Source organism: Streptomyces sp. NPDC006208 (assembly GCF_040613775.1).
In the GTDB taxonomy this organism is placed as follows: Bacteria; Actinomycetota; Actinomycetes; order Streptomycetales; family Streptomycetaceae; genus Streptomyces.
The window spans coordinates 1-11049 of the sequence record NZ_JBEXSW010000089.1 but is presented as its reverse complement, the minus strand read 5'-3'; the positions used below and the strand labels follow the sequence as shown (position 1 = coordinate 11049).

The 11049-nt window shown below is 69.3% G+C and carries 10 protein-coding genes and 2 pseudogenes; 5 read left to right on the top strand and 7 right to left on the bottom strand.

Annotation, left to right across the window (positions count from 1 at the left end; genetic code table 11):
• Nucleotides 1-262: 262 nt before the first annotated feature.
• On the bottom strand, nt 263-1084 hold the full coding sequence (locus tag ABZ208_RS38100; RefSeq protein ID WP_356914039.1) for a universal stress protein: 822 nt from the start codon (nt 1082-1084) through the stop codon (nt 263-265).
• 190 nt (nt 1085-1274) lie between these two features.
• On the opposite strand from ABZ208_RS38100, the pseudogene ABZ208_RS38095 reads away from it, so the two are divergent.
• From ABZ208_RS38095 to ABZ208_RS38085, 3 genes and pseudogenes are all read left to right on the top strand, one after another.
• A pseudogene (locus tag ABZ208_RS38095) lies at nt 1275-1602 on the top strand (universal stress protein); the annotation flags it as partial.
• A 165-nt stretch (nt 1603-1767) separates the two neighbouring features.
• Nucleotides 1768-2136 (top strand): annotated as a pseudogene (locus ABZ208_RS38090) (putative PEP-binding protein); the annotation flags it as partial.
• A gap of 235 nt (nt 2137-2371) precedes the next feature.
• Nucleotides 2372-3043, top strand: a complete 672-nt coding sequence (locus ABZ208_RS38085; protein WP_356914038.1) for a CBS domain-containing protein — start codon at nt 2372-2374, stop codon at nt 3041-3043.
• A gap of 59 nt (nt 3044-3102) precedes the next feature.
• On the opposite strand, the gene ABZ208_RS38080 is transcribed toward ABZ208_RS38085, so the two are convergent.
• The gene (locus ABZ208_RS38080) at nt 3103-3975 is read right to left on the bottom strand and encodes a potassium channel family protein (protein ID WP_356914037.1); all 873 of its coding nucleotides are present in this window, start codon (nt 3973-3975) and stop codon (nt 3103-3105) included.
• 386 nt (nt 3976-4361) lie between these two features.
• On the opposite strand from ABZ208_RS38080, the gene sulP reads away from it, so the two are divergent.
• Nucleotides 4362-6050, top strand: a complete 1689-nt coding sequence (sulP, locus tag ABZ208_RS38075) for a sulfate permease (RefSeq protein ID WP_356914036.1) — start codon at nt 4362-4364, stop codon at nt 6048-6050.
• Between the two features lie 177 nt (nt 6051-6227).
• Here the strand turns inward: sulP and ABZ208_RS38070 are convergent, their stop codons facing one another.
• The 5 genes from ABZ208_RS38070 to ABZ208_RS38050 all read right to left on the bottom strand — a co-directional run bounded on the left by ABZ208_RS38070 (nt 6228) and on the right by ABZ208_RS38050 (nt 10403).
• Nucleotides 6228-6623 (bottom strand): CBS domain-containing protein, encoded by a 396-nt coding sequence (locus ABZ208_RS38070; RefSeq protein WP_356914035.1) that lies wholly within the window; start codon nt 6621-6623, stop codon nt 6228-6230.
• 106 nt (nt 6624-6729) lie between these two features.
• On the bottom strand, nt 6730-7608 hold the full coding sequence (locus ABZ208_RS38065; protein WP_356914034.1) for a universal stress protein: 879 nt from the start codon (nt 7606-7608) through the stop codon (nt 6730-6732).
• Nucleotides 7609-7717: 109 nt separating this feature from the next.
• On the bottom strand, nt 7718-8170 hold the full coding sequence (locus ABZ208_RS38060) for a universal stress protein (protein ID WP_356914040.1): 453 nt from the start codon (nt 8168-8170) through the stop codon (nt 7718-7720).
• 542 nt (nt 8171-8712) lie between these two features.
• Nucleotides 8713-10170, bottom strand: a complete 1458-nt coding sequence (locus ABZ208_RS38055; protein ID WP_356914033.1) for a multicopper oxidase family protein — start codon at nt 10168-10170, stop codon at nt 8713-8715.
• Entirely contained in the window at nt 10167-10403 is a 237-nt protein-coding gene (locus ABZ208_RS38050) for a hypothetical protein (RefSeq protein WP_356914032.1), read from the bottom strand. Before ABZ208_RS38050 ends, ABZ208_RS38055 begins: the two co-directional genes overlap by 4 nt.
• A 129-nt stretch (nt 10404-10532) precedes the next feature.
• Between ABZ208_RS38050 and ABZ208_RS38045 the strand changes: the two genes are divergently transcribed.
• Nucleotides 10533-10718 carry a hypothetical protein gene (locus tag ABZ208_RS38045; protein WP_356914031.1) on the top strand — a complete coding sequence of 62 codons (186 nt, stop codon included), beginning with the start codon at nt 10533-10535 and terminating at the stop codon, nt 10716-10718.
• Nucleotides 10719-11049 lie beyond the last annotated feature (331 nt).

Sequence of the window (11049 nt, the reverse complement as noted above, 5' to 3'; positions counted from 1 at the left end):
CGAACAGACGACTCCCGCAGTTCCCCCACCGGCACGTGAGACATCGCAGGACCCGCCTCGAAGCAAGAGCCGAAGGCTGGACCGGAGACCTTCGCGGACTTCTGCGGTCCGGCACCCGGCCCATGCCCTGGCCTCCGGCTGTTGCTGGTCGGTTCCCCACCACGACCGGACGGCAGCAGACGCGGTCCAGGACCGAAGGTCCCTGGTGGGCGGCCACCCGGGCTCTGATGGCCGGCGGGTCCCATCCCCCAGCCGATGGCAGTCATACCTGCGGAACGACCGCGATCGGACACGGCGCGTGATGCAGCAGCGCGTGATTGACCAGGCCCAGTTGCAGACCGAGGTGCCCGCGTCGCCTGCGGGCTCCGACGACGAGCAGGTCGGAGCCTGACGCGGCCTCCAGGAGCGCCTGTCGTGCCGCCCCCTTGATCACCAAGCGGCTGACCGTGGCGTCCGGGTACCGCTCTGCCTGGCCACGCAACACGTCGTCGAGCACCTGCATCGGCGGGCGCCGATGGGCCTCCAGTGCGAACCCGGACGGGGGCGGAGGCTCGGAGAGAGCCCCGAAAGGGGCGCTCCAGGCGTGCACAGCCACCAGCCGACAGCGCCGCACGTGGGCCTCACGGGATGCGAACCGCACTGCCGTGCCGCTTCCCTCGCCGTCCTCGACGCCGACGACGACCCTTCCGAACCGGGCATCCCGGTACTCCGCCCCGCCGCGCACCACGACGACCGGACAATCGGCGCGGGCCGCCACGGCCAAGCTGACCGAACCCAGGAGCATCCCGGCGAGATCTCCGAGCCCTCTTGACCCAAGGACCAGCGCGAAGGCATTGCGCCCTTCGCTGACCAGAGCGGACGCCGCGTCCGCATGCAGCACCTCGCTCGACAGCCGCACCGTCGGAGCGGCCTTCCAGGCCCGTTCCGAGGCGGCAGCAATCAGGTCGGCCGCCGCGTGATCCGGCACGGCCGCATGCACGAGGTGGAGCGGCACTTCGTGCCGGACTGCCTCCTCGGCCGCCCAGTCCACCGCCTCCAGACTCGCCTCGGATCCGTCGATGCCGACCACCAGGGGAATCGTCACGACTGCGACCTCTTCCTCGTGCCGGAATCCGCACCACTCCGAGCCCTGCCGCATTGGGCTCCACAGGCGCCACAGCAAGCTCTGCGGTACTCCTCGAATGAGAAGAGGCCGTGCTTGGCCCACCACACTGGGACAGGCGGACTCATTCACCGTCCCTCTCCCAGCTTGTTACGAGATGGAGGCAGTCGCCATGGAGCCAGTCATCACCATGGGGCCTCGACGGCTCACGCGAGAGCCTTGCCGCCGCCCATTGGGCTGCCGACGAAGCCGAGCGGCGCAAGCTCACGCTGCGCCTGCTGCACGCATGGCCCCTGCTGGTGCCGGAACCGACCAACATCCCCTCGGAGATGGATCAGAACTACTGGGCCGAGCGGATCGTCCACAACACTCGGGCGGAGCTCCAAGCACGCCACCCGGGCCTCAAGGTCGTCGGCAACCTGGTGGCCGACGACGCCCAGGACGCGCTGCTGCAAGCGGCATCGGAGTCCGAGATGCTCGTACTCGGCTCGCGAGGGCTGCCGGCGGTCGAGAGCTCTCCATGCCCGGCATGATGGAGACCATCCTGGACATCGGCCTCAATGACGAGTCCGTCCACGGTCTCGCCAAGGCCTCCGGCCCGGACCGCTTTCGCCTGGGACTCGTACCGCCACCTTGTCCAGATGTTCGGCAGCACCGTCGTGGGTGAGGCAGAGTTCTTCTCCTTCGGCACCAACGATCTGCCCCAGACCACCTGGGGCTTCTCCCGCGAAGACGTCGAGGCGGCATTCTCCGCGTACCTCGACAGGGGCATCCTCACGGTGTCGCCCGTCGAGCCGATCGACCGCGAAGGCGTGGGCCGCCTGGTCCAGATCGCCGTCGCCGAAGGCCGCGCTGCCCGGCCCGAACTGAAGATCGGCGTCTGCCGCGAACACGGGGGCTACCCCGACTCGGTCCACTTCTTCCAGGCCTCCGCTCTCGACTATGTCTCGTGCTCACCGTTCCGCGTCCCGGTCGCCCGCCTCGAAGCCGGACGGGCCGCTCTCCCCCAGACCGAGGCGGGCGAAAGCAGGTGACGGCAGTCGCCACGACGACCCAGCGGCTCAGGCCGAGGCCACGCCGGGCGGGCGGGACGGCGCGGGCCGTGCACGCTTCCCCGTGACGCCACTGGCAACGGTTCTTTGGTCATGACCACGCCGTCCGCTGGTGGCGGCTGACCGCGTGTGCGACGCTCGAAAGAGAGCCGCCACGTCCTTGACGGCCTGACGGCCGGCCCGCTGCGCGTCAGTCTTGTGAATGAGGGCACCTGTCATGGCTCCTGCTCCGTACACCGTGAACGATGTGATGACCGAGACCGTCGTGGCAGTGGGGCCTGATGCCGAGTTCAAGGAGATCGTCGCCGCCATGGCGCAGTGGAAGGTCACAGCTGTGCCGGTCGTGGAGGGTGAGGGCCGCGTGGTGGGCGTGGTCTCCGAGGCAGACCTTCTGGCCAAGGAGGAGTTTCACGACTCCGACCCCAGCCTGATCGAGCAGATGCAGCAACTCGATGAGATGGCGAAGGCAGGTGCGGTGTGTGCGAGGGACCTCATGACGACACCGGCAATCACCGTGCGCGCGGATGCCTCAGTGTCGCAGGCCGCCCGGCGCATGGCCCGACAGAAGGTCAAGCGCCTACCGGTCGTGGACGACAGCGGCGTGCTGCAGGGCATCGTCAGCCGGTTCGACCTCTTGAAGGTCTTCCTGCGCCCGGACGCCGACATCGCCGCCGAAGTGCGCCGTGAGGTCGTCGACCGTCTGTTCCGGGTTTCCCACAGCGGTATTGGTGTCGACGTCACGGACGGCATGGTGACACTCACCGGCACGGTCCGCGACAGCCACCTCATCCCCGTCGCCGAACGCCTTGCTTTCGGTGTCGAAGGGGTGGTCGATGTGGCCTGTGACCTCACCGGCCCACCGCAGGTCTCCGGCGAGGACCGAGGCTGAGCCCTTCCCGAGCGCCGCTCCCGCCGGCGTCCCAGGGAGCCTGTGCTCCTGACCGGCGTTCACATCTGACTTCTGTCGTGATCCTCCGCGTAGGCGCGGTAGATGTCCTGCACTGTGCCACCAGTGTGCAGGAAACGCTCGTCGAGGATGTCGGCGAGATCCGCCAGCGCTGTCGTGAGCAGAGAGGCAGCGAGCCGTACCTCGGCGTGCCGGGCATTGCCGCCGCGGGCGGCGAGTTCCGCTGCGTATCGGACTCTCGTGGCCAGCGACGTGTGGTCCGCGCCGTCGTGAAAGTAGTAGGACTCGGCGTACTGGAGGAAGTCGACGCAGATGCGTGCCACTTCAGCGGCGAGGCCGTCCAGAATCGCGGCCCCTGCGGACGAGTCGAGCTCCTGCAGCGACGGGTCGTTGCGCTGCAGCTGCGACAGGCGCAGAGCCAGAGCCCGTCTGCGGGTGAGTGCCGGATAGATCTCCAGAACCCAGGAGACGGTGGCCGTCAGCAGTACAAAGCCGACGAGGGCTTCGGCGGGGGTGACGATGCGCAGCCAGGGCTCAGCTGGGGCGATGTCGCCGAGACCGAGCGTCGCCACTGTGACCAGCGAGATGTACAGCGCATCCACCAGCCCGCCGTGCTCGGCGGGCTTCAGGTCGGCGGCGAACGAAAAGGCGTCCGGCAGATGGGGCCAGTAGATCAGCGCCCAGCCCAGGGTGACGGTGCCCGCCCACATGGCCACCACCGTCACCATGGCGAGAGGGCCGGCGAGTCCGGCGGCCCCTTTGCGTAGAGGGAACTGCTGGGACAGTTTCCACAGCGCCGACATGACGTGCCGGCTGAGCCCTCCGCGTCGTGTGGGGTGCCACAGGGTGTGGAAGAGATCTCTCAGTGCGACCATGACCAGCGCCGCTCCGATCAATGAGACCAGCCATTTCATACGCGTCTCCCGAGGCCTGGCATAGGCGCCAGCATGCATGGCTGTCCACGCGGCCCTGTGCAGGCCACGCGCGGAGCTGGGGGAGAACTGACCAGGGTCATCAAGCGTGAATGCGTCCTTGCCCCCACCGACGAGGTCCGGCCCTGACCGTGTGCGCCGCAGGACGCCTACGCCGGGGCGAACTGTCGCAGGCATGGTTTCACCGGGCAGTTTGCGGTCCGGTGCGACCTCACCGGTGGTTTGCGCCCCGGCGTCGGTTGGGGCGACGGGAGTGGTGGTGGCGTGGGCCCTCGCGGCGGTGCAACAGTCGGTGGGATTCTGAACCGCGGGAGAGGAGCCTTATGTCGCAGCAGGCCGGAGCCCGCCACTCGGGATGGCATCGTTTCGTGCCCGGTGTACCCGGAATCGCTGTGCTCGCCAGCTACGAGCGCTCCTGGCTGCGCGGCGATCTGCTGGCCGGTGTGACCGTGGCGGCGTATCTCGTGCCGCAGGTCATGGCGTATGCGACCGTGGCGGGGCTGCCGCCCGTCGCCGGGCTGTGGGCGATCCTGCCCGCCCTGGTGCTGTACGCGCTGCTCGGTTCGTCCCGGCTGTTGTCGGTCGGTCCGGAGTCGACGACCGCGCTGATGACCGCCACCGTGGTCGGGCCGCTCGCCGCCGGGGATCCGGGGCGGTATGCCGTGCTGGCGGCCGCGTTGGCGGTTGCGGTCGGGCTGCTGTGCCTGGTGGCGTGGGCGGCGAGGCTCGGCTTCGTCGCCGATCTCCTCTCGCGGCCGGTCCTGGTCGGCTATTTGGCGGGTGTGGCGCTGATCATGATCGTGGACCAGCTGCCCGAGATCACGGGCGTGGAGACCACTGGTTCCGGTTTCTTTCCGCAGCTGCTGTCCTTTGTGCAGAACCTGACCGAGGCTCAGCCGGCCACGGTGGCCGTCGCCGTCGGCGCCCTGGCTGTCCTCTTCGCCGCTCCGCGCTTCCTGCGCGTTGTGCCCGGCCCGCTTCTGGTGGTCGTGCTCGGCACCGCCGCAGTGGCAGTCTTCGGTCTGGATGAGCTCCGCATCGCGGTGATCGGAGAGGTCCCGGCGGGGCTGCCCCATCCGGCGCTGCCGGGCCTGGATGAACTTCCTCACCTGATGCTGCCGGCGCTCGGCCTCCTCCTCGTCGGCTACACAGATGTGATCCTGACCGCGCGCGCCTTCGCCAAAGGCGGCGAGAGCGGGCGGCTCGACGCCAACCAGGAGTTGCTGGCCCTGGGCGCGGCAAACCTCGGCGCGGGTGCGCTGCACGGCTTTCCCGTGAGCAGCAGCGCCAGCCGCACTGCGCTGGCCGATTCCGCAGGCGCGCGCACTCAGGTGTACTCGCTCACCGCCGGCGCGGCCGTCCTCGCCGTACTGCTGGTGCTCAGCCCGCTGCTGAGCCTCACCCCCGTGGCCGTGCTGGGCGCCCTCGTCGTCTACGCGGCCGTCCGGATGATCGACCTTGCAGGCTTCCGGCGGCTGGCTTCTTTCCGGCGCCGGGAACTCCTGCTGGCGCTGGGGTGCCTGTGCGGTGTGCTCGCCCTGGACATTCTGTACGGGGTGCTCGTCGCCGTCGGCCTTTCGGTGACCGAGTTGCTGTCGAGGGTGGCCCGCCCGCACGACGCCGTCCAGGGCCTGGTGCCCGGCGTGGCCGGCATGCACGACGTGGACGACTTTCCGCAGGCGCGCACCATTCCCGGGCTGCTCGTCTACCGCTACGACTCTCCGCTGTTCTTCGCCAACGCCGAGGACTTCCGGCGCCGTGCACTCGCCGCCGTCGCCGAGCAGAGCTCGCCCGTCAGATGGTTTGTGCTCAACACCGAGGCCAATGTGGAGGTGGACATCACCGCGCTGGACTCCGTCGATGCGCTGCGTCGCGAACTGACGGGACGCGGCATTGTGTTCGCGATGGCGCGTGTGAAGCAGGACCTGCTCGACGACCTGGACGCCTACGGGCTGACGGAGTCCGTCGGCCGCGATCTGGTCTTTCCCACATTGCCCACGGCAGTGGCCGCGTACCGGGACTGGCGTCAGGCCCGTGGCGATGGTTCGGCTGAGTAGGGACGCCGCCGCTCGCTCGTGCATCGCCTGCGACGGCGCGTGCAGATGTGCGCCGAAGTGCCAGACGGCTTCGCTCTCACCTTGGTCGGCCGGGAGCCCGGGGCACGAGGGCCTTCTGTCACCGGGCTGAGATGTCGCAATCCACGCCGAGCCAGAAGGGCCCCACCCGTTTCACGATCACTCAACCGTGAACCCCTTCACGCCCCCTGTGGTCTGAACACCTATGGCGTCGCCGCGCCTGGTCCCGCGGGTGCTCGGCAACCGGTAACAGGCGCCGTCGCGGACCCGTCCGCTGAGGGTGACGGCGCCCTTCACCGCTTCGACTTGAATGGCGCTGCGGGAGGCGGGAAGCGGTCGACAACCACATGGTGCATCTCCGCAGCGATGTCCTCGTCCGGGCGCAGGAGGGCAGGAGGGCAGGAAGACGTTCAGCAGGTACCCACGGCTCACGATGCCCCTGAGCACGCCGTCTTCGTCGACGACAGGAGGGCGCTTGACGTGGTGGCGCGCCATAAGTCGGGCCGCGTGGGGCGAGGTCGCGGTGGCCCTAACCGTTGCGGCGGGGCTGGACATGAGGTCCCTCGCACTCACGGCGCCTGCCTTGGCGTAGTCGGTCAGCCGACGCTGCGGATCCATCAACGGTGGCGGGCACCGAGCAGCTCAGCCCCCGCCCGCAGCGTTACGCACTCTTCGGAACGACGGCCACCGGACATGCGGCGTGGTGCAGCACGGTGTGCCCGACCCTGCCCAGCTGCAGGCCGAACTGGCCCTCGCGCCGTCGCGCGCCAACAACCAGCAGGTCAGCGGCAGCGGAGAGGTCGACCAGAGCCTTGCGCGCAGATCCTTCGGCCGTGGTGGCCTGAATGAAGACGTCGGGGTTGTCGCGTGCGGCCGCAGCCAATGCCTCGTCCAGCACTGTCTCGGCTCGCACCTCGTAGTAGCGCGCCGGGTCCCCTTCCGGCAGGAAATGGTCCGCGCTCTCGTGCGAGGGCCGGCGCCAGGCACGGACGACGGACAGTGTGCAGCCGCGCGCCTTTGCCTCGCGGAACGCGAAGCGCACCGCTGCCGAATCCACGTCGGCGTCGCCGACGCCGAGCAGCACACGACCGTGTGAGCCTGCCAGGGCGGCATCGTCTCCGCGCACGACGATCACGGGGCAGTGGGCGCGGGCTGCCAGTGCCAGGCTCACAGAGCCCAGCAGCAGGCCCGTGATCTCGCCCCGTCCTCGCGAACCGGTGATCAGAGCGGTCGCCCGCCTGCTCTCGCGCAGCAGGGCCTTCACCGTGTCCTCGGGCAGCACATCGGTCGTCACTTTGACGTCCGGCGCACGCAACTGCGCTCGTTCTCCCGCCATTCCGATGATGTTCTCCCCCAGTACACGCGTGTCGGAACGGCCAAGGCTGGCCGCCAGCGCGGCCCCCTCGTACAGCTCCCACCTCGTCGCGTAGATCAGCCGGAGCGGCAGACGGTGACGCGTGGCCTCGTCCGCGGCCCAGTCCGTGGCTCGAAGGCTGGACTCGGAACCGTCGACGCCTACCACCAAGGGTGACTGCATCATCCTTCCCACCGCCTTTCATCGCCCTGTGAACGGGCTTGCTTCCACCGTCGCACCGGCGCAAGTGGCCCGACAGGGCCGGTCGGACTCCTGGCTGTTCCAAAGGGCCCGCTCAGGCCTTCACCTCGACGGTCGGGCGGACGATGACAACAGGGCACGTGGCGTGCAGCGCGCACTGCTGACTCACGGAACCGAGCAGCGTACGGCGGAAGCCGCCCAGTCCTCTGTTGCCCAGCACGAGCGCCGCGGCCCCTTCGGCCTCACTCAGCAGCACCTCGACGGTGTCGCCCCGCACGAGACGCTTTCGCACATGGGCCGCGCCCGACTCACCGAGAACCGTGCGCACCTCGTCGACGAGACCCTGCTCGGCGATCTCCTCGTCAAAATCGGCATCGACCGCAGGAGCGGACCATCCGTGCGCACCTGGGAGGTCCCAGGCCGCCACCGCCACCACATCGGCCCCGATCAGTTTCGCGTGGCTGACCGCCCAGCGAAGCGCTGCATGCGACGAAGTCGAGCCGTCGATACCCACCACGACATGCAAGGCCGAATCCTGGCTCTCCATGGCGTTCACCCTTCTCTTCATCTGCATCCACGCTGCGTGACCTGGGGGCTACCCGCCATATGAGAGCCGCCGACAGATACAACGCCACCCACTTGGGCCCGTGGCTTGGTGGCGAAACACTCGCTTTGTGGTCGCAGTCCTGAACTGGCTCGACGACATCGCTCGACCGGTCCCGGCTGGGCGCCGATCCGGTCATGGCTCGTTCTATATGCCTTCCGACCAAGGGCCTCATTATTCTTGTGTTGATCGAGTAGTCGCCTCACCGGCAGGCCGCAAGGCGGGAACAGGACGCGCGGCCGCAGCCCGGGTGGGGGCGGGCCGGACCACTCCGGAGATCCGGCGGTGATCGCGTTCAGCAGAACCTCGACTGGGTTGCCCCGCACGGGGTTCATCGTCCCAGCTCAAGGCACTTTCGCGTGTCGGCCAGCATCCGGACCAGCCCCAACCGAAACGGCGACGTCAGGGCTTCAAGATCACCCCATGGCCTCGTTTGGTCGACAGTTTCACACCGCTTGACCGCCCGGTGATCCAAACGGAACGGCCTAGTCGCGTACGTTCACGGTGGCCATCATGCCCAGGTCCTCGTGGTCGAGGATGTGGCAGTGAAATACGGTGCGGCCGGGGAAGTCGCTGAACGGGATCCGAAGACGCACCCACCCCCGCGCGGGGACGAGTACGACGTCTTGCAACACGCCGGCTGGCGGCACACCGGCGCTGCCCGCCAGCACGTGGAAGGGCCAGGCGTGCAGGTGGAACGGGTGATCCATGGGGCTGGTGTTGACCACGGTCCACTCCTCGGCGGTGCCAAAGGCGACGCTCTGGTCGTCACGGTTCGGGTCGTAGGTACGCCCGTCGATGGTGAAACTCATCCCACCCATGCCCCTCCGGGCCATGCCCATGGCGAAGGTGAGTCGGCGTTGCCCGGTTACCGGGCCTTGCGGGACGGCCGGGGCCGGCAGCGTCGCGGGTACCGATGGCGGCGTTGTGGCCGGGCCGGCGGCCAGGGTGACCAGGGTGACCGGACCACCAGCGGACGGGCCACCGTCCATCATGCCGAGACCGCCGCGGTCGTAGGGGTCGCTGACCAACGCGTACTGGCCGCTGCCGGTGGGGCGCACGAGCAAGTCGGCGCGGTTACCGGGGGCGAGCACCACCTGGTCCCGGTCGACCGGTGCGGGCAGGAACACTCCGTCCAGGGCGACCTGGGTGAGCCGGTGGCCTTCCAGCCGTAGCGGCAGGACTCGGGAGACGCAGCCGTTGATGACCCGCCACCGCTGCACCGACCCGGCTGCGACGGTGATGACTGGCTGGTGCTGGCCGTTGACCAACACCAGCTCGCCCTCGCGGCCCATCATCCTGGCCATCGTGGTCGGCGAGGCGACCCGGCCGGCCCCGTCCAGGGTGGTGTCGGTGACCAGCAGCAGCCGGTCGCCGCTGACCGGCACGTCCGCCTCACCCCCGACACCCTCGACCAGCAGCGCCCCGACCAGGCCGGCGAAGATTTGATCCGCGACGGTGCCGTGGTGGTGCGGGTGGTACCAGAACGTGCCCGCCGGATGCCGGGCGGGAATCCGTATGGCGTAGTCGTAGCTGTCACCGGGCTCGATGGTGATGAACGGGTTGTCGCTGTTGCCTGACGGGGATACGTGCAGGCCGTGGGTGTGCAGGTTGGTCGGCTGGTCGATGTGGTTGACCAGCCGCAGCCGCAGCAGATCCCCGGGCCGCACCCGCAACGTCGGTCCCGGCGAGGTGCCGTTGAACCCCCACGCCGTGGTGTCCCGCCCTGCCAGCCGCACGCCCGGGGCGGCGACAAGCCGCACGTTCAGCAGCCCGTCGCGGCTGGCGAGAACCCGCGGCTCGGCCAGCTCCTGGCCCTGGGCGGCCGGCTGAAGCCGGCCGTTGGGCGGGGCGCCAAGGCCGGTGGCCCAGCCGGCCGCGCCGGCTGTACCCAACCCGAGCAGGCCAAGCGCCCGGCGGCGGCTGATCGGTCCCCCGCTCATGGCAGCATGCTCCTGCGCTGCCGGTACGCCTGCTCGTTGATCTCCCCGCGTGCATAGCGCTCATCGCGGATCCGCCGGGCCGCCGACCCGGCCCCGGCCCCGATCTGGGAAGGCTTCCGGCCGCCACGCACCAGGTTCATCGTGGCGTAGCCGATGATCAGCAAACCAACCACGACCAGTGCCGACCACACCCACATCCAGCCGATCGCCTGACCGCCCATCAACGCGATCACGCCCCTCGGGCAGTTCCTTCGCCTCAGCGCCAGCCTAGCTCTGGCTCATCGCGACGGGCAGCCGGGGAGGCTCGGCATCCGCCCGCAAGCGCGACAGACACGGCGGGCAGCTCAGGGTCCGTCGACGACATGGCCGCGTACGCCCGCGGCCTGCGGCCCAAAGGTGTCCCCGTCCGCGAGATCGCGCGCAAGCTCGTCATCCCCTCGGGCAAGAACAAGGGCCAGCGTCCCTCGGTCGCCACCATCTACCACCTCCTCACCAAGGACGAGCAGGCCGACGGCGCATGTTCCTCCGGGGTGTTCTCCCCGCCGTGAAGCCCCAACGCGGCCATCGCCGCAGCAACCAGCTCGACCGTGGCCGGAGCCTCGCCCCGCCCCATCTACTCGCCCATCCCGGCAGGCCATCGACGCCGCCCACCCCTCGTGCGGCGAAGCCGAAGAATCCTCCCCGCACCGCGTACGGCACCTCTCCGCCCCTTCAGAGCTTCAAGATCATCCCAAAGCCCCTTTGGCGCGTATCCGGGTCACACCCCCACGGGACGCTTTCGCGCCTGGCTCTGCGTTCGGCCGTGGACGTTCCTCAGACCCCTGACCGCCTGGGGCGCACGCTTGCCGGTGCTCGAAGCGAGGGCCGTTCGGCCCTCGC

Bases quoted from the DNA above. Each gene is read 5' to 3' on its own strand.
- ABZ208_RS38070 (WP_356914035.1), bottom strand. From the start codon at position 6,623: ATGTCCAGCCCCGCCGCAACGGTTAGGGCCACCGCGACCTCGCCCCAC.
- ABZ208_RS38045 (WP_356914031.1), top strand. From the start codon at position 10,533: ATGGCCGCGTACGCCCGCGGCCTGCGGCCCAAAGGTGTCCCCGTCCGC.
- ABZ208_RS38080 (WP_356914037.1), bottom strand. From the start codon at position 3,975: ATGAAATGGCTGGTCTCATTGATCGGAGCGGCGCTGGTCATGGTCGCA.
- ABZ208_RS38055 (WP_356914033.1), bottom strand. From the start codon at position 10,170: ATGAGCGGGGGACCGATCAGCCGCCGCCGGGCGCTTGGCCTGCTCGGG.
- ABZ208_RS38065 (WP_356914034.1), bottom strand. From the start codon at position 7,608: ATGATGCAGTCACCCTTGGTGGTAGGCGTCGACGGTTCCGAGTCCAGC.
- ABZ208_RS38060 (WP_356914040.1), bottom strand. From the start codon at position 8,170: ATGGAGAGCCAGGATTCGGCCTTGCATGTCGTGGTGGGTATCGACGGC.
- ABZ208_RS38085 (WP_356914038.1), top strand. From the start codon at position 2,372: ATGGCTCCTGCTCCGTACACCGTGAACGATGTGATGACCGAGACCGTC.